The 19,884-nt window shown below is 74.0% G+C and carries 15 protein-coding genes; 8 read left to right on the plus strand and 7 right to left on the minus strand.

Annotated elements, in window-relative coordinates:
* Window positions 1–363 precede the first annotated feature (363 nt).
* From FXF68_RS16285 to FXF68_RS16320, 8 genes are all read left to right on the plus strand, one after another.
* Complete coding sequence (locus FXF68_RS16285; protein ID WP_148760807.1) at window positions 364–1,764, plus strand: hypothetical protein; 1,401 nt, start codon at window positions 364–366, stop codon at window positions 1,762–1,764.
* Window positions 1,761–2,990 carry a hypothetical protein gene (locus FXF68_RS16290; RefSeq protein ID WP_148759983.1) on the plus strand — a complete coding sequence of 410 codons (1,230 nt, stop codon included), beginning with the start codon at window positions 1,761–1,763 and terminating at the stop codon, window positions 2,988–2,990. The genes FXF68_RS16285 and FXF68_RS16290 overlap by 4 nt, the downstream gene beginning before the upstream one ends.
* Window positions 2,987–3,871 carry a sulfotransferase domain-containing protein gene (locus FXF68_RS16295; protein WP_148759985.1) on the plus strand — a complete coding sequence of 295 codons (885 nt, stop codon included), beginning with the start codon at window positions 2,987–2,989 and terminating at the stop codon, window positions 3,869–3,871. The genes FXF68_RS16290 and FXF68_RS16295 overlap by 4 nt, the downstream gene beginning before the upstream one ends.
* A gap of 10 nt (window positions 3,872–3,881) precedes the next feature.
* Complete coding sequence (locus FXF68_RS16300; protein WP_148759987.1) at window positions 3,882–5,375, plus strand: GumC domain-containing protein; 1,494 nt, start codon at window positions 3,882–3,884, stop codon at window positions 5,373–5,375.
* A gap of 80 nt (window positions 5,376–5,455) precedes the next feature.
* Complete coding sequence (locus FXF68_RS16305; RefSeq protein WP_148759989.1) at window positions 5,456–7,612, plus strand: polysaccharide biosynthesis tyrosine autokinase; 2,157 nt, start codon at window positions 5,456–5,458, stop codon at window positions 7,610–7,612.
* Entirely contained in the window at window positions 7,599–9,266 is a 1,668-nt protein-coding gene (locus tag FXF68_RS16310) for a polysaccharide biosynthesis C-terminal domain-containing protein (RefSeq protein WP_148759991.1), read from the plus strand. The genes FXF68_RS16305 and FXF68_RS16310 overlap by 14 nt, the downstream gene beginning before the upstream one ends.
* Window positions 9,267–9,316: 50 nt before the next feature.
* Entirely contained in the window at window positions 9,317–10,633 is a 1,317-nt protein-coding gene (locus FXF68_RS16315) for a hypothetical protein (protein WP_246178736.1), read from the plus strand.
* On the plus strand, window positions 10,630–11,931 hold the full coding sequence (locus FXF68_RS16320) for an RCC1-like domain-containing protein (protein WP_148759993.1): 1,302 nt from the start codon (window positions 10,630–10,632) through the stop codon (window positions 11,929–11,931). Before FXF68_RS16315 ends, FXF68_RS16320 begins: the two co-directional genes overlap by 4 nt.
* Window positions 11,932–11,948: 17 nt before the next feature.
* Here FXF68_RS16320 and FXF68_RS16325 read toward each other — a convergent pair whose 3' ends face one another.
* From FXF68_RS16325 to pth, 7 genes are all read right to left on the minus strand, one after another.
* Window positions 11,949–12,773, minus strand: a complete 825-nt coding sequence (locus FXF68_RS16325) for a hypothetical protein (RefSeq protein WP_148759995.1) — start codon at window positions 12,771–12,773, stop codon at window positions 11,949–11,951.
* A gap of 114 nt (window positions 12,774–12,887) precedes the next feature.
* Window positions 12,888–13,784: a glycosyltransferase family 2 protein gene (locus tag FXF68_RS16330; protein ID WP_148759997.1), complete on the minus strand. Its 897-nt coding sequence runs from the start codon at window positions 13,782–13,784 to the stop codon at window positions 12,888–12,890.
* Between the two features lie 104 nt (window positions 13,785–13,888).
* Entirely contained in the window at window positions 13,889–15,151 is a 1,263-nt protein-coding gene (locus tag FXF68_RS16335; RefSeq protein WP_148760811.1) for a sulfate adenylyltransferase subunit 1, read from the minus strand.
* A 62-nt stretch (window positions 15,152–15,213) separates the two neighbouring features.
* A complete protein-coding gene (gene cysD, locus FXF68_RS16340; RefSeq protein WP_148759999.1) occupies window positions 15,214–16,143 on the minus strand; it encodes a sulfate adenylyltransferase subunit CysD in 930 nt (309 codons plus the stop codon).
* 119 nt (window positions 16,144–16,262) lie between these two features.
* Window positions 16,263–17,207 (minus strand): 3'(2'),5'-bisphosphate nucleotidase CysQ, encoded by a 945-nt coding sequence (locus tag FXF68_RS16345; RefSeq protein ID WP_148760001.1) that lies wholly within the window; start codon window positions 17,205–17,207, stop codon window positions 16,263–16,265.
* Window positions 17,208–17,378: 171 nt separating this feature from the next.
* Window positions 17,379–18,857 carry a sugar transferase gene (locus FXF68_RS16350; protein ID WP_148760004.1) on the minus strand — a complete coding sequence of 493 codons (1,479 nt, stop codon included), beginning with the start codon at window positions 18,855–18,857 and terminating at the stop codon, window positions 17,379–17,381.
* A 386-nt stretch (window positions 18,858–19,243) separates the two neighbouring features.
* Window positions 19,244–19,819, minus strand: a complete 576-nt coding sequence (gene pth / locus FXF68_RS16355; RefSeq protein ID WP_187437954.1) for an aminoacyl-tRNA hydrolase — start codon at window positions 19,817–19,819, stop codon at window positions 19,244–19,246.
* Window positions 19,820–19,884 lie beyond the last annotated feature (65 nt).

Below are 19,884 nucleotides of genomic sequence, written 5' to 3' on the forward strand. Positions count from 1 at the left end.
CCCTCCGTGCAAAGTCGAGGCATAGCTGCCCTGTGATGTGTCGTATTGTGCGCGGGAAGGTGACCGGCGCCGTGCCGCGGGTCCGCGAGAACGGCCAGCGTGCCCCGCAGGGTACGCTGCGCACCTCGGGAGGACGCCTCCCACCCCCCTTCGGACGACCGGAAATAGTGGCCGAAAACGGCCACGCTCCGTTGTCGCCCCTGGCTGCGGGGTGAACGTCCTCCAGTCGCGGCGGGGCGGCCCGTGCGCGGACGGACGCCCGGACGGACACTTGGACGGGCGCGCGGACGGACGGTCCGGGCGCCCGGCGGGATCCGCGCACCGGGCGGTGCGTCCAGGGGAACGGAGCGTTGATTGACCGGGATGCGAGGGATCGCGGGGAGCACGCCCCTCGCGCCGGCGCGGCTGCTGCCGTGGCGGCTGCGGCCGGGCTGGCCGCTCAGCGTCGCGTTCCTCGGCTTCCCGCTGTGGTGGATCCTCGGCCTCGCCAACGTGGTGCTGCTCGTGATGACGGTGCCGATGGCGATGACGCTGTGGCGGCGGCGCGGCACGCTGGTCGCGCCGTTCGGGTTCGCGGCGTGGCTGTTCTTCCTGGTCTGGGTCGTCCTCGGCCTGCTCGTGCTGTGGGCGGACGCCCCGCTCGCCGAGCCGGGCGGCGGGTTCAGCCGCCTCCTGGTCTACGGGTGGCGGCTCGCCTGGTACGTCTCGTTCACGGTCGTCCTGCTGTACATCGGCAACCTGAGCGAACGCGAGCTGCCGTCCGGGCGGATCGGCAAGCTGCTCGGCTACATGTTCATCGTGACGACGGTGGGCGGCCTGATCGGCTCGTTCTTCCCGTCCATCCAGCTGACGTCGCCGATGGAGATGGTCCTGCCGCACGGGCTGACGAGCAACTCGTTCGTGCGCGACATCGTCCATCCGAAGGTCGCCGACATCGAGTCGATCCTCGGCTTCGAGCAGTCGCGGCCGATGGCGCCGTTCGCCTACGCCAACACCTGGGGCGCCGCGTACGCCTTCTTCCTGCCGTACTTCCTGCTGACCTGGATCCTGCGCGCCCAGCCGCGGCGCCGGATCGCCGGGTTCGCCATCCTCGCCGCGTCGCTGTGGCCGGTCGTTTACTCGCTGAACCGGGGCCTGTGGGGCGCGCTCGGCGCGATCGGGCTGTTCGGGGTGGTCAAGCTGATCCAGGTGGGCGGCCCGCGGGTGATCGCCTGGACGGCCGGGATGGCCGCCGCCGGGGCGATCGTCGTCGCGCTGTCGCCGCTGCCGGGGCTCGTCCAGGACCGGCTGGACAACCCGCACAGCAACAACCGCCGCACCATGCTCGCCGAGGAGACGACGCGCAGCGTGCTCGCCGGGTCCCCGATCGTCGGGTTCGGCTCGACCCGCAACGTGCAGGGCGACCTCGGCCAGGTCTCCGGCGGCGACAAGGAGGGCTGCAAGGCGTGCGGCTCCCCGCCGCTCGGCACGCAGGGCCACCTGTGGCTGCTGCTGTTCGCCAACGGCCTGGTCGGGACGGTCGCGTTCGCCGCGTTCTTCCTCATCCGCTTCTTCCGGCACTGGCGGGACCGCGGCGCCTACTCGCTCGCGGGGTGCTCGGTGCTGATCGCCCTCGCCCTTTTCATGATCACTTACGACATGGTGGAGGTACCGCTGTACACGGTGATGATCGCGGTGGCGCTGATGTGGCGGGCCAGGCGGGACGCCACCGGCGACCAGGTGCACCCGTTCGCGCGGGCGCTGACCGCCGGGACGTCCCGATGAGCGCCCCGACCGGCGAGCGGGCGGGCGAGCGGGTCCGGGACGCCTGGATCGACGCCGCCCGGGAGCTGTGGCCGGACGCCGCCGTCGCGGCCGTCGGTCCCGGACGGTCCGAGGGCGCCCGCCGCGAACTGGCGTTCCTGCCGGACGCCGAGCACCCGCGGCTGCTCGTCCCGGCCGGGCTGCCGGGCGCGGCGGCGAGCGCGCTGCGCCGGTACAGCCACGACCTCGGCGTGAAGCAGCGGGTGTCGCGCGGCCTCACCGCGACGGCGGTCCGCACCGGGCTTCCGGAGCGGACGCTGAAGGACCGCCTCCGCATCACCGGCGGGGGGCCGTCCATCGAGGACCGGCTCGCCGAGCTGCTCGGCCGCCCGGTCGTGGTCAGCATCGGGCTCGGCAGCGCCCGCGCGAACCGCAAGCCGATCCTGCACGTGCTGTCGCCGGACGGGGAGCCGGTCGCGTTCGTCAAGGTCGGCGACACGGGCACGGCGCGCGGCCTGCTCGCCGGGGAGGCCGCGGCGCTGACCTACCTGAACGGGCGGCTGGACGGCCGGGTCCACGTCCCCCGGCTGCTGCACCACGGCACGTGGCGGGCGCTCGACCTGCTCGTCCTTGAGCCGCTGCCGACGAGCGCGCGCGGCTGGCGCCCGCGCGGCCGGGCCCCGGTCGCGGAGATGCGGGCCCTGTTCGAGGTCGGCGGCGTCGAGCGGACGCCGCTGCGCGACAGCCCCTTCTGGGACGCGACCGCCGCGAGCGTGGCCGATGTCCTCGACGAGGGGCAGCGCGCCCGCTTCGGCGAGGTCGTGGAACGTACCGGCGAGGCGCACGGCGACCTGCCGCTCGACTTCGGCGCCTGGCACGGCGACTGGACGCCCTGGAACATGGCCTGGCACCGCGGCGTCCTCCGCCTGTGGGACTGGGAGCGCTTCGGACGCGGCGTCCCGAACGGCTTCGACCTGTTGCACTACCGGCTCCAGGAGGCCCTACAGAAGGAAAGGCGCACGGCATCCGGCCCGCCCTACGCCACGTGGCCGGACGGCGCCGCCGCCGTCCTGGAGCCGCTCGGCCTGACCGGCGCGGCGGCGGACGCGACCGTCCGGCTGTACCTGCTGGAGCTGTGCCGCCGCTACCTGCTGGCCGCCCAGGAGCCGATCGGCGAGCCGCTGCGCGCCGACACCGAGCGCCTGCTCTCCCTGCTCCACTCCACCATCGCCGGGAGGAACCCGTGATCTCACGCCGTGACGCCCCGCAGTGGGTCAAGGAGGCGGGCCGCGCCGCCACCCGGGCGAGCGGACGCCTCACCTCCGGCGCCCGCGTCATGCCCGGCTTCCTCATGGTCGGGACGCAGCGCGGCGGCACCACGTCGCTGTTCCGGGCGCTCGCCGCGCACCCGGCGGTCGTCCAGCCGAACTTCCACAAGGGCGTGCACTACTTCGACGTGAACTACCCGCGCGGCTTCGGCTGGTACCGCGGGCACTTCCCGGTGCGGGCGCGGGCCGAGCGGCGCGTCGCCGCCGCCATGCCGGACGCGCGGCCGCTGGCGTTCGAGTCGGCCGGGTACTACATGCACCATCCGCTGGCCCCCGAGCGCATCGCCCGCGACCTGCCGGACGTGAAGCTGGTCGCGCTGCTCCGCGACCCGGTGATCCGCGCGTACTCGGCGCACAAGCACGAGCTGGCCCGCGGGTTCGAGACCGAGCCGTTCGAGCGGGCGCTCGACCTGGAGGCCGAGCGGCTCGCGGGCGAGGTCGAGAGGATCAAGGCCGACCCGGCGTACGTCAGCCACAGCCACCGGCACCACTCCTACGTCGACCGGGGCCAGTACGCCGAACAGATCGGACGGCTGTTCGAGCTGTTCGGCCGCGACCGCGTCCACGTCGCCTACGCCGAGGACTTCTTCGCCGAGCCGGAGCCCTGCTACGACGCGATCCTGGAGTTCCTCGGCCTGCCCGCGTGGCGGCCCGACTCGTTCGAGCGGCACAACGCGCGCCCCGGCTCGCCGCTGCCGGACCACCTGCACCGCCGGCTGGCCGACCACTACGCGCCCTGGGACGACAAGCTCGCCGCCCTGCTCGGCGCGGAGCCCGCCTGGCGGCGGAGGGCAGGGTGACCCGGCGGCGATGAGCAAGCGCACCCTCGGCCCGTCCAGCGTGCAGGCGGAACCGCCGCTCGCGCCGGACTCGATCCCCGTGACCCGGTACGCGGGCGCCGTCCGGCGGCACCTCGCGGCGCTGGTGATCGCGGTGGTGGCGGGCTGCGCGCTCGGCGGCGCCAAGGTCGCGCTGACCCCGGCGACCTACACCGCGCACATCTCGGTGCTGGCGCCGCCGGTGGCGCTGCACCCGGGCATCAACATCGGGTCGTCGATCGACACGAACAAGCGCCAGCCGCGCGAGACGACGATGGACACCGAGGCGCAGCTCGTCTGGTCCGACAGCGTGCTGTCCACGCTGTCGGCGAAGCCGGGCTTCCACGCCTCGCGGGACGAGCTGCGCGAGCGCGTCGAGCTGAGCGTGCCGTCCAACACGCACGTGTTCACGATCGGCGTCCGGGCGCGGTCGCCGCGGACCGCGCGGGACGGCGCCTCCGTCGTCGCGGAGGCGTACCTGGGCCTGCGGGCCCGCATCCTCGGCCAGATCCAGGAGCGCAACCGGACGGCCCTGGAGCAGAACCTCAACCTGCTGAAGACGCAGCTCGACGCCCTGCCCGGCGACGAGGACGAGCTGCGCCGCGTCACCACCCGCACCCGCCGCCAGGCGATCATGAAGCAGATCCGGGACGTCCAGCAGCAGATCTCCGGCCTGAAGAGCAGGGCGGAGCAGCCGGGCGAGGTGCTGCGCGCGGCGACGCTGCCGCGGCACCGCGACGACCCGAACCGGGACGTGTCCGTCGCGACCGGGATCGGCCTCGGCCTCCTCGCCTGGGTCGCGTTCGTGCTGCTGCGCGAGACCCGGCCGCGGCGCATCCGGCGGCCCGCCGACATCCGGCTGCACTCCCGGCTGCCGATCATGGTGGAGGCGAGCACGCTCGGCGGCGGGCACCGCGAGGTCTGCCGCCGGCTGCGCAACCTCGTCTTCGACGCCGAGGCGCGGACGGTCCTGGTCGCGGGCGTGCCGGGCGCGGCGGGCACCGAGCTGGCCTACGAGCTGGCGGAGCTGTGCACCGAGGGCGGTTCGGCGTCGACCGTGCTGCGCATCGCCGGGGAGGGCGACGCGGAGCCGCCGTCCCCGGACCCGGTCCCCCGCACGTTCGGGGTGCGGCTGGTGCGCAGCGACGACGACCGGCAGCTCACCCGCGCCGTCGACAAGGCCGGCCGCGAGTCGCGCGTCGTCGTGATCACCACGCCCGACATCACCGGCGCCGACACCATCGCGGCGGCCGCCGCCAGCGACCTCGTCCTGGTCGTGGTGGAGAAGGGCCGCGCGCTCGACCGGGAGGTCGCGAGCGGCGTGCTGGCCCTCGACCAGTCCGCGAACCCGCCCCGCGCCATCGTGCTGACCTCCCCCGCGCTCGCGGGCCCGGCGCCCCGGACCACGCGGCGCACCCCGGCGGAGCCCCCGGTGGGACCTCCGGCAAGATCCCCGCACCGAGCCACCGCTCCCGGACGAGGTTGAGATGAACGGAACCGTCCATGTGCAACACGCGGTTAAAGTCGTGATGAAAAGACATCCGCGGATCGATGAGGGGATTCGTCGTGGGAGCTGACCAGACGGCAGACCCGCAGGGGGGGCAGCTCCTGGCCCTGGTCCGGCGGTACGCGGCGATGCTGATCGTCCTCGGCGTCGCCGGGGCGGGCGCGGGCATCGCGCTGGAGATCGTGATCCCGCCGCCGTACAAGGCGACGGCGACCGTCCTCGTCACCCCCCTTGAGGGCAACCCGTACTCGCCGGAGGGCCGCGGCGACGACCTCGTGAACCTGCAGACGGAGGCGCAGCTCGTCGCCACCGACGGGGTCGCGCGGATCGTCGCGAAGAAGCTCGGGCACGAGGCCGAGGGCGCCATCGGCGTCTCCGCCCCGCCGAACACGCAGGTGCTCAGCCTCACCTACACGACGGGCGACTCCGGCGACGCCCGCGCGGGCGCGCAGGCGTTCGCCGACGCCTACCTGGAGTACCGGACGCAGCGCGCGCAGAGCGTGGTGAACAACCAGCTCACCAAGCTCAAGGCGCAGGCGGCGAAGGTGACGCGGCAGCTCGACCAGGCCAACCGCGAGCTGGCCCTCGCGTCCGGGTCGAAGAAGGCGACCATCGCGCAGCGGATCACCGCCTACAACAACCAGCTCGGCGTGATCGACGAGCAGTCCAACGACATCGCGAGCACCCCGATCGACCCGGGCCAGGTCATCACCCCGGCGGCCGCGCCGAGCGGCCCCGGCATCGTCCGGCCCGCGATGTACGGCGCGGGCGGCCTCCTGCTCGGGCTGGTCGCCGGCTTCGTGATCATGCTGCTCCGGGAGCGGTTGAACCAGCGGCTGCGCAACGCCGAGGCGATCGAGGGGCTCGGCGTCCGGGCGCTCTCCACGATCCCCTCCGGCGGTCCGGGCGGCGACACGCTCGCCCTGGTCAGCGCGCCGAAGAGCCCGGTCGGCGAGGCGTACCGGCGGCTGCGCGCGGCGGTCGTCGCGACCGCGCCGCAGACCCCGGTGGCGCTGCTCGTCACGAGCGCGACGCCCGGCGGCAGCGCCCGGCTGGCGAGCGCCAACCTCGCGGTGTCGCTGGCGTTCGCGGGCGCGAAGACCATCATGATCGACGCGACCACCGAGGACGCCGACATGACGGGGCTGTTCGGCGCCCGTCCCGGCAAGGGCCTGTCGGACACGCTGCTCAGCGGCACCGACCCGGCCACCCTGCTGATCCACACCGACTCGCAGCTCCGGCTGCTGCCGCGCGGGCCGCGCGCCCGCGAGGCCGCGCACCGCTACAGCGGCCCGCGGATGCGCGAGACCGTGAAGGTGCTGCGCCGCCGCAGCGAGTACCTCGTCGTCAACGCGGCGAGCCTGCACGACGCCGACGCGCAGGCGCTGTGCACGTTCGTGGACGCGGTCGTCCTCGTCGTGAACCAGGGCGTGACGACCCGCGAGGAGCTGCGCCAGGCGTACATCGAGGCCGAGCGCGCGGGCGTGACCGTGCTCGGCGCCCTGCTGGAGCCGCCGGAGCAGCGCGGCGGCCGCCCGCAGCGGCAGGCCGCGCCGCCCCGGCAGGCCCGCGCGCCGCAGCGCAGCGGCGAGACGCGGGTGCCCGCGGACACGCGCGGCAGCGGCGAGACCCGGGTGCCGGGCGACGCGTCCCTCGGCTGGGCGGACGAGCAGCCCGTCCCGGACGACCCGCGCCGTCCCGACCCGTCCGACGACGGCGGCTACTGGCCGGGCGGTCCCCGCGCCGAGGACGACCAGGACGCCGACGCCGCGTCCCTGACCACCCAGGCCCTCCCGCAGATCAAGCAGCAGCCGCAGATCAAGCAGCAGCCCCGCGATCCGCGGCAGGCGCCGTCCCGGCAGCCGCGCCGGGCGCCGGGCGGCTCGCGGCGCGGCGCCCCGCCGCAGGGGTCCGCGCGGCCGCGCGGCCCGCTGGCGCTCGAACCGCCCTCGGGTCCGGGCAAGCCGGTCGCGCCGAAGCCGCCCGCGCCGCCGTCGGACCTCGCCCAGGGCGAGGCCGACGCGGCGGCCGAGCAGGCCGAGGCCGCCGCCGCGCTGGAGTCGGCCTCGACGCGGACGCAGGAGGACATCTCCAAGTACATGCCGCCCGAGCAGCCCGACGACGCGCCGGAGGGCCCGGCCGCCGCCGAGCCCGGCCCCGGCATGCCCCGCTACGGGAAGAAGCCGCACAAAGCGGGCCGCCATGCCGGGTCCTGAACCGGAGCCGTCCGGCGGGCCCAATCTGAACAGGCTGGCGAGGGGCGGCGCCCTCAACCTCGTGGGCGCCGCGGTCGCCGGCGTGCAGGGCCTGGCGCTGGTCTTCCTCGTCGCGCACCTGTACTCGCAGCGCATCGCGGGAACGTTCTTCGCCGCGACGTCGCTGTTCATCATCCTGCAGGCGGTGTCCGGGCTCGGCACGGACGCCGGGCTGCTGCGCTGGCTGCCCCGGCACCTCGCGCTCGGCGACCGGGCGGCGGCGCTGCGGACGGTCCCGGTCGCGCTCGTCCCGGTCGCGGCGACGGCGGCGGTCGCCGGTCTCGTGCTGGCCGCGACCTCGTCGTGGACGGCGGGCCACATCGGCGCCGACGACCCCGGCCAGGCGGTCGGGATGGTGCGGGTGCTGGCGCTGTTCCTGCCGCTCGCCGGGGCGCACGACGCGCTCCTCGCGGCGACGCGCGGCTACGGGTCGATGCGGCCGACCGTCCTCGTCGACAAGATCCTGCGGCAGACGCTCCAGGTCGCCGGGGTGATCGCGGCGGCGGTGCTGTCCGACGACGCGACCTGGCTGGCGTTCGCGTGGGCCGCGCCCTACCTGCCGTGCATCGTGGTCGCGGCGCTCTGGTACCTCAAGATCAGCCGCCGTGGCCGGGCCCCGTCCGCCGCGGCCGGACCGGTCGCGCCGGGAGGTTCCGGCTCATCGTGGGAGGGCGCCCCCCCGCACTCCCCGGCCCAGACGGGGTGGGGGCCGCTGGCGAGCGACTTCTGGCGGTTCACCGGGCCGCGCGCGTTCGCGCAGATCTGCCAGACGGCGTTCCAGCGCGCCGACATCGTGCTCGTCGCGGCGCTCAGCTCGCCCCGCGAGGCGGCGATCTACACGGCCGCGACCCGGTTCATCGTGATCAGCCAGCTCGTCACGCAGGCCGTGCAGAACGTCATGCAGCCCGCGGTGAGCAAGCTGATGGCCCTGTCCGACCGGACCGGCGCGCAGCGGATCTTCGCGGTGTGCGCGTCCTGGAACCTGGTGCTCGCCTGGCCGGTGCACCTGTCGATCGCGGTGGGCGCGCCGGTGTACGTCGCGTCGTTCGGCGACGGGTACCGCGGCACCGGCGAGACCGTCACGGTGATCCTCGCGATGGCGATGCTGGTCGCGACCGCGACCGGGGCCCGCGACGTGATGCTGCTGATGGCCGGGCGCAGCGGGCTGAGCCTCGTCAACCAGAGCGCCGCGCTGACCGTGAACCTGGTGCTGAACGTCCTGCTGATCCCGCCGTTCGGGATCGCGGGCGCGGCGGCGGCGCGGGCGGCGGGGCTGCTCGTCCGGACGCTGCTGGCGCTCGTCCAGGTCCGCCGCATCCTCGGCATGTCCCCGGCGAGCGCCGGGCTGTTCTGGGCGGGCGGCTCGGCGGTGGTGAGCTTCGCCGCGGTGCCGCTGGCCGTCCGGCTCGTCGCGGGCTCCAGTCCGGCCGCGCTGGCCGCCGGGCTCGTCCCGGGCGCGGTCCTGTACGTCGTCCTCCTCTGGGCCGGCCGCGAGCGGCTGTCCCTGACCGCCTTCGCCTCCCTGCTCCCGGGACGGCGGGGCCGCCGGCCCGCATCCGGGCCCGCGGGCGTCACCGTCCCGCCGGTCCCCGACACGACACCAGCCACCAACTGAACCCATGATTGAGCGAGGGGGTGTGGGGGGCTCGTCCCCCCACGGGAACCATGACAGGAATTGACCAGGTGCGCCGCAAGTCCCGTGCGGTGCTGCGCAAGAGCGGGCTCGCGCCGAGCGGCCCCGTGTACGGACGGCTGGTCGACGCGGGGCGCTCGCTGCCGATCCCGGCCGCGGCGCGCGTCGCGGTGTCGACCGCCGTGCTGCGCCGCCCGTGGAAGGTGCCCGTCCGGTTCGACAAGCTGCTGGTCGGCGCGCAGGGCGGCTGGACCGCCCGCGAGTTCGCCGACCGCACCGGCGACCTGCTGTGGCCGTCCACCCCGTTCCTCGACGGCCCGCACGTCGGCCTGCTGCGGCTCGCCGACGAGCACGCCGACCTGACCGACGAGCAGATCCTCGGCAGCGCCTACGGGCGGCTCGGGCTGCGCTGCATCGAGGCGGGCGGCAACTACTTCGGCGGCGCCGACGAGGCGGGCGTCCTCGCGGCGGCCCGCGCGTTCGTGGCCCGCTACCGGGGCGAGGAGGTCCCGGGAGGGGCGCCGCGCCCGCAGCAGAGCGGCCCGCAGGACCCGGTGCTCGTCGCGCCCGTCCGCGGCTCGGACCGGTTCCAGATCCTGGACGGCCACCACCGCCTCGCGATCGCGGCGATGAGCGGCGCGGACGGCGCGAGCGTCGTCGCGAAGTGGCTGCCCGTCACCACTCCCCTGCAGGACCTGCTGCTCAAGATGAGCTGGCTCGACGGCACCCACGAGCTGTACCAGCCGATCGACGCGCCCGAGCTGGAGACCGGCTGGACGACCGTCCGGCAGTGCACCGACCGGCTCGCGAAGATGGACGCGTTCCTCGCCGAGCGCGGCGTCTCCGGCGGCCGGTACCTGGACGTCGCGAGCTGCTACGGCTGGTTCGTGTCGCAGATGGCGGGACGCGGGTTCGAGGCCGAGGGGATCGAGCGCGACCCGCTGGCCGTCCCGCTCGGCAAGGCCGTGTACGGCCTCCCCGACGGCGTGATCTCCACGGGCGACGCCGTCGAGTTCCTCGGCGGGCACGACGAGGGCCACTGGGACGTCGTGTCGTGCTTCAGCCTGCTGCACCACTTCGTCCTCGGCCGGGGGTCGGTGAGCGCGGAGGAGCTGATCAGGCTGCTCGACCGCGCCACCGGGCGGGTGCTGTTCTTCGACACCGGCCAGGACAACGAGAAGTGGTTCGCCGAGTCGCTGCGCGGCTGGGACCCGGCCCGCGTCGAGCGGTTCCTGCGCGAGAACACCGGCTTCGACGAGATCGTCGACCTCGGCCCGGACGAGGACGCCCGGCCGCCCTACGAGGACAACTACCGCAGGCACCTGTTCGCGTGCGTCCGGAAGGCGTGATCGGCGGGCGTCTCACGGCCGCGCTGGTGGCGCTCGGCGTGCTGGCGGCGGGCTGCGGCGGGACGGCGGCGCCCGCCGCGTCGCCGCCCGCGTCCGCGCCGCCCGCCGCCGGTGCGGCGGGCGGCCCGGCCGGCGCCGTCTGGACGAGCGGCCTCAACGAGAACGGCCAGCTCGGCCGTCCGGGCCCGGCCAAGGACCCGAACCTCGCCCCGGTCGGCCTGGAGGGGGTCCGCGCGGTCGCGGGCGGCGGGCGGCACTCGCTCGCCGTCAAGGGCGACGGGACGGTCGTCGCGTGGGGCGCCAACGACCACGGGCAGCTCGGCGACGGGACGACCCGCGACAGCCGCGTCCCGGTCCCCGTCCTCGCCCCGGACGGGCAGGACGGCCACCTCGGCGACGTCGTCGCCGTCAGCGCCAACACCGACTTCTCCATGGCGCTGCGCCGCGACGGCACCGTCGTGACGTGGGGCGTCGGGGCGTCCGGCCAGCGCGGCACGGGCGACCGTGAGAGCCCGCTCTACCCGACGACCGTGAAGTCCCCGGACGGGGAGCGCCCGCTCAGCGGGATCACGGCGATCGCCGCCGACGGGCGCACCGAGCTGGCGCTGCGCCGCAACGGGCAGGTGCTCGCGTGGGGCGCCAACACGTTCGGCATGGTCGGCGACGGCACCCGCGAGGACCGGGCGCTGCCGGTGCCGGTCCGCGGCCTGTACGGGGCCGGGCGGCTGAACGGCGTCGTCCGCGTCGCGGTCGGCGGGCAGCACGGCCTGGCGCTGCTGAACGACGGGCGGGTCGCCGCGTGGGGCCACAACGACCTCGGCCAGCTCGGCGACGGGACGCGCCAGGACCGGCTCACCCCGACGCTCGTGTCGGGCGTGGAGGGCGAGGGCCACCTCGGCGGGGTCATCGCGCTCGCCGCCGCCGAGAAGAACAACTACGCGCTCCGCAAGGACGGCACGGTCGTCGCCTGGGGCAACAACACCGCCGGGCAGCTCGGCGACGGGACGCTGACGCTGCGCACGTCCCCCGTCCACGTGGTCGACGAGGACGGCGACGGCAAGCTCCGCGGCGCGGCCCAGGTGTTCGCGGGCGAGGCGTACGGCGCGGCGATCCTCACCGACGGGACGCCGCTGACCTGGGGCGCGGGCGGCAGCGGCCAGCTCGGCTCCGGACGGCGGGCGGCGCGCAGCCGTCCCGGCAAGGTCGCGACGTCGCTCGGCGGCGCCCCCGGGAAGAGCGTGTCCGCGGGCGCCGGGGAACGCCACCTGATCCTGCTCGTGGCCCCCCGAACGCCCTGACCCCTCCTGGAAGACGCTCAGGCGTCCTTGGGCGGCTCGGGCTTGGCGGCCTCGGCCCGCGCCTCGCCCGGGTCGGCCGCGGGCTGCGCGGGCGGCACGAGCGGCTGCCCGCCCCCGGCCGGCGCCCCGGCCGCCGCGGGCTTCGCGGACCGCTTCCGCAGCAGCAGGAACCCGCCCGCCGCCGCCGCGACGACCACGAGGCCGCCGCCGCCCAGCACGAACGGCATCGCCGACCCGCCGTCGTCCTTCGGGCTCGCGGCCACGGACCCGGTCGCGGGGCCGGTCGGCTGCGACTGGGCGAGCGTCCGCTCCTCCTGCTGCGTCTGCGCGGCGGGCGCGGGCTTGCCGTTGTTGCCGGGCTTGCCGGGCTTCGGCGGCGCGTACTTCGACTCGGGCAGCGTCCGGACGAAGTGGAGCAGCGCGAGGTCGGGCTTGCCCTTCGCGCCCGCGACGGCCTTCGTGTAGGCGGACTTCACCTGCGCGTCCGGCAGCGCGTTCGACGACACCTTCAACTGGTCGCCCGCCAGGACCGCGTACGTCCCCTTGCGGTGCATCAGGCCCGGGAGCCGCTGGAGGATCGCCGCCGGGTCGTTCCCCGCCGGGACGATCGCGATGAACACCGCCACGGACCGGCCCTGCGCCGTGCGGAGCAGTTCCTGCGCGCCGTCCGACTGGTAGTACTTCGCGTGCGAGTCGACGTAGTAGCCGCTCTCGGTGATGCCCTCGGCGACCGCGTCGAGGTCGACCTGCGCGTGCGCGGGGACGGCGGTCAGCGCGAGCGCGGGCGTGAGCGCCAGCGCGAGCGTCCCGGACGCGGCGATGCGGCGGGCGGAGATGTGCACGGAAGGGCTCCTTCTAACACTGGGACGGCCTTGACGGACGCGGGGGCGGTAGCGGGGACACTAGCGTCGCGACATGGGAAAAGGTGGTGGAAGCGGGGAAACGGCAGGCATCGGTCAGATTCCGCGTCCCCGGGTGTGCAGGGCGAGCAGGACCCGCTTGCCGGACACCACCCCGGACGCGACCGCCAGCGCGAACGGCACCCGCCGCTCGGCCGGGTTCGCGCGCAGCGCGCGGGCCGACCAGCGCAGCGCGTCCCGCCGCCGGCCGACCGTGGCGCACCCGAACGCGAGCTGCCCGTAGACGCGCCCGGCCGCGCCCGGCTCGCGGCCGATCTCCGGGTAGTGCTCCAGGAACCATTCGAGCGCCGCGACCTTCGTCTCCCACGCCTGCGCGTAGTACGACGTCAGCCCCCACAGCACGCGGACGAGCGGCTCGTCGACGTTCACGACCGGGTGGCGGCGCGCGGCGCGGAGCGCGAGGTCCCAGTCCTCGCCCTGGCTGCCGGGGATCGTCTCGTCCACCATGCCGATCTCGATCAGCGGCTCGCGGCGCGCCACGTAGGTGGACGAGTGGACGCTCATCATCCGGTCCTTGATGAGGGCGTCGTAGGTGACGCTGGTCGTCCCGGCGAGGCGCGGCAGCTCGCGCCCGTCGAAGTCGATGACGATGCCCGAACTGCACAGCACCGCGCCGGGCTCGGCCTCCAGCGCCTTGACCTGGGCGGCGAGCTTGCCGGGCAGCCATGCGTCGTCGTCGTCGCAGAACGCGACGAGGTCGGTGCCGAGGTGCTGGATGCCGGTGTTGCGGGCGCCCGCGAGGCCCGGCGCCCGGGTGTTGGCGATCACCTCGACGCGGTCCCCGGCGAGCGAGGCGTCCGGCTCGGCCCGGTCGAACACGACGACGGCGCGCAGGTCGCCGTCGTACTCCTGGGCGAGGACCGACTCCAGCGCGCGGCGCAGCAGCTCCGGCCGGTTGTGCGTCGGGAGGACGACGCCGACGGAAGGGGGCATCGATGGCCTGCCTTGCTATCGAGGGGAATCGAGGGGGACGGACCGGGAGCCTGGACGGATGCTTTCCGAGCGCGCCGCGGGACGGCGTCCCGCGGCGCCCCGGCTCAGCGCGCGCCGGTGATCATTCCGGCGCCGACGGTGTTGTTGGTGGCCTCGTCGATCAGGATGAAGCCGCCGGTCAGCCGGTTGCGGCCGTAGTCGTCGACGAACAGCGGCTGGGTGACGCGCAGCGAGACGCGGCCGATCTCGTTCAGCCCGAGGCCGGTCGCCTCCTCGTCGCGGTGCAGGGTGTTGACGTCCAGCCGGTAGTGCAGGCCCTTCACGACGGCCCTGGCGGTCCGCGTGGTGTGCTTGATCACCAGCTTGGCGCGCGGCATGAGGGTCCGGTCGGGGGTCATCCAGCACACCATCGCGTCGATGTCCTGCGCGACCTCCGGCCGGTTGTGCGGCCGGGCGATCATGTCGCCGCGGGAGATGTCGATGTCGTCGGCCAGCCGCAGCGTCACCGACATCGGCGCGTACGCCTCCGCGACCGGGCCGCGCGGCCCGTCGATGTGGGTGATCGTCGTGGTCAGCCCGGACGGCAGGTGCACCACCTCGTCGCCCGGCTTCAGCACCCCGCCCGCGACCTGCCCCGCGTACCCCCGGTAGTCGTGCAGGTCGGGGTCGGTGGACGCGTGCGGGCGGATCACGTACTGCACCGGGAACCGCACGTCGATCAGGTTCCGGTCGGACGCGATGTGGACGTGCTCCAGGTGGTGCAGCAGCGACGACCCCTCGTACCACGTCATGTTGACGCTGCGCTCGACGACGTTGTCGCCGTGCAGCGCCGAGATCGGGATGAAGGTCAGGTCGGTCACCTCGAGCTTGGAGGCGAACGCGGTGAACTCGTCCACGATCCGCTCGTACACGCCGCGGTCGTAGTCGACGAGGTCCATCTTGTTGACCGCGACGACCAGGTGCGGGACCTGGAGCAGCGTGGTCAGGAACGCGTGCCGCCGCGACTGCTCCAGGATGCCCTTGCGGGCGTCCACCAGGATGATCGCCAGGTCGGCCGTGGACGCGCCCGTCACCATGTTGCGGGTGTACTGGATGTGGCCGGGCGTGTCGGCGATGATGAACTTGCGGCGCGGCGTCGCGAAGTACCGGTAGGCGACGTCGATGGTGATGCCCTGCTCGCGCTCCGCGCGGAGGCCGTCGGTCAGCAGCGCGAGGTTGGTGTACTCCTCGCCGCGGTCGGCGCTGGTCCGCTCGACCGACTCCAACTGGTCCTCGAAGATCGACTTGGAGTCGAACAGCAGGCGGCCGATCAGCGTGGACTTGCCGTCGTCGACGCTGCCGGCGGTGGCGAAGCGCAGCAGGTCCATGCTCTTGCCGGACGGGGTCGTGCCGGAGAGCGAGGCTCCCCCCGGGGGCTGGGTGGCGGCCATCAGAAGTAGCCCTCCTTCTTGCGGTCCTCCATGGCGGCCTCGCTGGTGCGGTCGTCGGCGCGGGTCTGCCCGCGCTCGGTGACCCGGGTCGCGGCGATCTCCTCCATGACCTCTTCCAGGCTCTCCGCCGCCGACTTCACCGCGCCCGTGCAGGACGCGTCGCCGACCGTCCGGTAGCGGACCGTGGCCTCGAACTCCGGCTCGTCCTCGCCGCGGTTCGCGAACCCGGTCTCGGCGTCCAGGAGCAGGCCGTCGCGCTCGAACACGCGGCGGGTGTGCGCGAAGTAGATCGGCGGGAGCGCCAGCTCCTCGCGGCGGACGTAGTCCCAGATGTCGAGCTCGGTCCAGTTCGACAGCGGGAACACGCGCACGTGCTCACCCTGCACGATCTTCGTGTTGAACAGGTTCCACAGCTCGGGACGCTGGTTCTTCGGGTCCCACTGGCCGAACTCGTCGCGGAACGACACCACGCGCTCCTTGGCGCGGGCCTTCTCCTCGTCGCGGCGCGCGCCGCCGAACGCGGCGTCGAACTGGTGCTCCTCGATCGCGTCCAGCAGCGTCGTGGTCTGCAACCGGTTCCGGGACGCGCGGCGCCCCTTCTGCTCCACGACGCGGCCGCTGTCGATCGACTCCTGCACCGAGGCGACCACCAGCCGCACCCCGACGTCCGCCACCATCCGGTCGCGGAACTCGATCACCTCGGGAAAGTTGTGCCCGGTGTCGACGTGCATCACCGGGAACGGGATCGGCGCGGGCCAGAACGCCTTCTGCGCCAGCCGCAGCATGACGATGCTGTCCTTGCCGCCGGAGAACAGCAGCACCGGCCGCTCGAACTCCGCCGCGACCTCGCGGAAGATATGGATCGACTCTGCTTCTAGCACGTCCAACTGAGACAGCAGGTAATCACAACGCTGCGTCGTCTGAGGCATGGTGTGGGCTCTTTCACGCTGTACTGGCAGATGCAACCGAGTGGCCGCGGGACGGACGTCCCCTCCGGATCGAACGCCCGGCCGCCGCGGAAAAAATCCCGCCCTCGGGCGGGAAGGGGTCAGGGCAACGCGCCGGACACGCTCCCGATGCCGGTCAGCAGCGTCGACGCCGACACGGGATGGCACACCAGGATATCCGGGAGCCGCGGGTCCTCCCGGTTGTACTCCAGCGGGGCCCCGTCGACGCGGGACGCGTGCGCCCCCGCCGCGAGGGCCACCGCCGCCGGGGCCGCCGAGTCCCACTCGTACTGCCCGCCCGCGTGGACGTAGGCGTCCACCTCGCCGAGCAGGACCGCGGAGATCTTCGCCCCCGCCGACCCGATCGGCACCATCTCGACATCGAGGTCTATCTGATCGGCCATCCGCCGGACGAACTCCGGCGGCCGGGTGCGGCTCACCGCGATGCGCAGCTTGCCGGCGTCCGGGGCCGGGACGTGCAGCGGCACCTCGCGGGGCAGCGCGCCGCGCGCCCTGCGCGACCCGGCGGTCACCGGGTCGGGGTCGCCCGCGTCGTCCCGGACCAGCGACGCGCCGCCGGTGGCGTCGGTGCGGAGGATCAGGCCCTGCGCCGGGAGCGCCACGGCCCCGGCGGCGAGCCGCCCGCCGCCGGACGGGTCGCGCCGCCACAGCGCCACGTGCACCGCCCAGTCGCGGCGGCCCTCCTCGGAGAACTCGCGGGTGCCGTCCAGCGGGTCGATGATCCAGACGCGGCCGGCGGTCAGCCGCTCGGCGTCGGCGGTGTTGCGGGTCGGGGCGCGCTCGCCGCCGCCCGTGCGCTTGCCCGCGGCCGCGGACCGGCCCTCCTCGGACAGGACGGCGTCGCCGGGACAGCGCTCGGCCAGCGCCGCCATGAGGTACTCGTGCGACCGCAGGTCGCCCGCGTCCTTGAGGGCCCGCGCGTCGGCGAAGCCCACCTCGTCCCGCACGTCCAGCAGCAGGCGACCCGCCGTGCCGGCGAGCTCCGCCGCCAGCTCGTGGTCGTCCGCGGCCGCATCCACCGTCATCCGTCGATCACATTCCCGATTCGGCTCGTTCTGTCCGATCTACTGTCTCACGCGCGTCCGAGCGCGCCGCGCCCGCGTCAGGGTACGCCCCCGCGGCCACCGGTCGGCGACCGGCAGGGGCGCCCAAGGGTCGCCGAAGGGGTGCCGAAGGGCCCGCGCGGGGCCTCCGGTTCAGTACGCGCCGGAGCCGCGGAAGACCGCCGACCAGGTCTTCCACATGATCTGGAGGTCGAGGGCGAGCGTCCAGTTGTCGACGTAGCGCAGGTCGAGCCGGACGGACTCCTCCCACGTCAGGTCGGACCTGCCGCTCACCTGCCAGAGGCCGGTGAGGCCCGGCTTCACGACCAGCCGCCGGTACACGTCGCCGCCGTACTGGGCGACCTCCTCCGGCAGCGGCGGGCGCGGCCCCACCAGCGACATGTCGCCGCGCAGCACGTTGAAGAGCTGCGGCAGCTCGTCCAGCGAGTAGCGGCGCAGCCAGCGGCCCACCGGCGTCACCCGCGGGTCGGCGCGGATCTTGAACAGCACGCCGTCGTTCTCGTTCTGCTGGAGCAGTTCGAGGCGGCGGGCCTCGGCGTCCGGGACCATCGTGCGGAACTTCAGCACGGTGAACTCGCGGCCGCCGCGCCCGACCCGGGTCTGCCGGAACAGCACCGGGCCGCCCTCGCCGGAGAACTTGATCAGGATCGCGACCAGCGCCAGCAGCGGGCTCAGCGCGAGCAGCGCGCCGAGCGCCGCGACCCGGTCGAACAGGCCCTTGAACACCTTGCGGCCGCCGTCCAGCTCCGGGTGCTCGACGTGCAGCAGCGGCAGCCCGGACACCGGGCGGATCGAGATCCGCGGGCCGGTCACGTCCATCAGCGCGGGCGCGACCACGAGCTCGACGTCGTTGCGCTCGATCTGCCAGGCCAGCCTGCGCAGGGCCACGCCGTCCATCTCCGGGCAGGCGAGCACCGCGACCGAGTCGGCCGCGACGCGGTCGGCCACGGCCGCCGCCTGCGCGAAGTCGCCCAGCACCGGGACGCCCTCCACCTCGGCCACCGCGTCGTCGCCGGACGCGAGCGCGGGCGGAAGGCACACGGCCACGATGTCCATCCCGTGGTAGCGCTTCTTCTGCAGCTCGCGGATCAGGTCGGCCACCGACGTGCGGTGCCCGACGGCGACGACGCGGCGCATACACTCGCCGTTCCAGCGCTTGCGGTGCAGCCACTTGCGCAGCCGGTAGCGGGCGAGCAGGGCGAGGACCGTTCCGAGCGGCAGCGCCATCACCACGTAGCCGCGCGCGACCTCGGTTTTGGTCGCGTACGCGACGATCGCGACGGTCGCGGTGAGGATGAACCCGGCCCGCAGCACCCGGTGGAACTCCTCGTACCCGACGCCGACGTACCGGGGCTGGTAGGCCCGGCACAGCATCAGCGTCGGCACCCACACGATCGGAAGCGCGACGGTCAGCGCCACGTACGGCGCGTTCAGGTCGGTCGGGACGCCGGGGAACCGGAGCACGAACGCGATCACGCCGGCCATCAGCATGCTGAGGAAGTCCAGGTACCCGGCGACCCGCCGGTAGGATCCGCTCCAGCTCTGGAAGGACGGGCGCCGCTGGTCATGGCTGGTCGATGACTCGGCCTGCACCTTGTCAACGACGGCCATATACACCTCTCACCAATCCCCTGTAACGCGCGCCCCGTCAGCGCGATTCACACCGAAGACGGTTGAACGTCGCCTGAGGTTCACATGCATCTTGAACCTCATTTGAGCCGCATCCTATGGCCGCTTTGCCATGGTCAGGTCACGCGGAGGCCGGTACCGGCCCGAGATCGCCGACAGGCAAGGCGAGAAGCGCACGAAAACCCGGCTGTGCCTGTCCGCGTCGACACTGTCGCGTTCCGCTGCGACTGGCCGGATCCGGCCACCCCACTGAAGGCCGTTCAGCCTGCGTGGACGACCTTTTTCAACCCGCGTGGACGTCCATTCAGCCCGCGCCCCCGAACGTTCGACCCGCGCGGAAGGCGTTCGACCCGCCGCGCGGAAGGCGCTCAACCCGCGTGGAAGACGTTCTGCGCCGCGCCGAGCCCGTCGGAGATCAGCGCCTCGACCGCGTCCGCGGCCCGGTCGACCTCAAGGTCGAGGTCCCTGCGCTCCGCGGCGGAGAAGTCCTTCAGCACGAACGCCGCCGGGTCCATCCGCCCCGGCGGGCGGCCCACCCCGAACCTGACCCGCAGGTACTCCCGCGTCCCGAGCGACTTCGTCACCGACCGCAGCCCGTTGTGACCGTTGTCACCGCCGCCCTGCTTCAACCGGATCGCCCCGAACGGGATGTCCAGCTCGTCATGGACGACGACGAGCCGCTCCACCGGCGCCTTGTAGAAGTCGCACAGCCCCTTCACCGGACCGCCCGACTCGTTCATGAACGACCGCGGCTTCGCGAGCACCGCCCGCGCCCCGGCGAGCCGTCCCTCCAGGACGTCCGCCCTGGACCGGTGCGACTTGAACCTGCCGCCGACACGCGCGGCCAGGACGTCCAGCACCATGAACCCCGCGTTGTGCCGGTTCTTCGCGTACGACGGCCCGGGGTTGCCCAGGCCGACGACCAGCCAGAGATCCGCGCTCACCGAACTCCTCCACCCCACGGGCCACCACCACGGGCCACCATCACGGGCCCGCACAACGGGCACGG

Origin of the sequence: Actinomadura decatromicini, assembly GCF_008121305.1 — a bacterium.
Lineage (GTDB): Bacteria > Actinomycetota > Actinomycetes > Streptosporangiales > Streptosporangiaceae > Spirillospora > Spirillospora syzygii.

What these genes read in the sequence shown, in the direction of transcription:
- FXF68_RS16285 (WP_148760807.1), top strand. Translation starts at nt 364, where the DNA reads ATGCGAGGGATCGCGGGGAGCACGCCCCTCGCGCCGGCGCGGCTGCTG.
- FXF68_RS16290 (WP_148759983.1), top strand. Translation starts at nt 1,761, where the DNA reads ATGAGCGCCCCGACCGGCGAGCGGGCGGGCGAGCGGGTCCGGGACGCC.
- FXF68_RS16300 (WP_148759987.1), top strand. Translation starts at nt 3,882, where the DNA reads ATGAGCAAGCGCACCCTCGGCCCGTCCAGCGTGCAGGCGGAACCGCCG.
- FXF68_RS16310 (WP_148759991.1), top strand. Translation starts at nt 7,599, where the DNA reads ATGCCGGGTCCTGAACCGGAGCCGTCCGGCGGGCCCAATCTGAACAGG.
- FXF68_RS16315 (WP_246178736.1), top strand. Translation starts at nt 9,317, where the DNA reads ATGACAGGAATTGACCAGGTGCGCCGCAAGTCCCGTGCGGTGCTGCGC.
- FXF68_RS16330 (WP_148759997.1), bottom strand. Translation starts at nt 13,784, where the DNA reads ATGCCCCCTTCCGTCGGCGTCGTCCTCCCGACGCACAACCGGCCGGAG.
- FXF68_RS16335 (WP_148760811.1), bottom strand. Translation starts at nt 15,151, where the DNA reads ATGGACCTGCTGCGCTTCGCCACCGCCGGCAGCGTCGACGACGGCAAG.
- cysD (WP_148759999.1), bottom strand. Translation starts at nt 16,143, where the DNA reads ATGCCTCAGACGACGCAGCGTTGTGATTACCTGCTGTCTCAGTTGGAC.
- FXF68_RS16345 (WP_148760001.1), bottom strand. Translation starts at nt 17,207, where the DNA reads ATGACGGTGGATGCGGCCGCGGACGACCACGAGCTGGCGGCGGAGCTC.
- FXF68_RS16350 (WP_148760004.1), bottom strand. Translation starts at nt 18,857, where the DNA reads ATGGCCGTCGTTGACAAGGTGCAGGCCGAGTCATCGACCAGCCATGAC.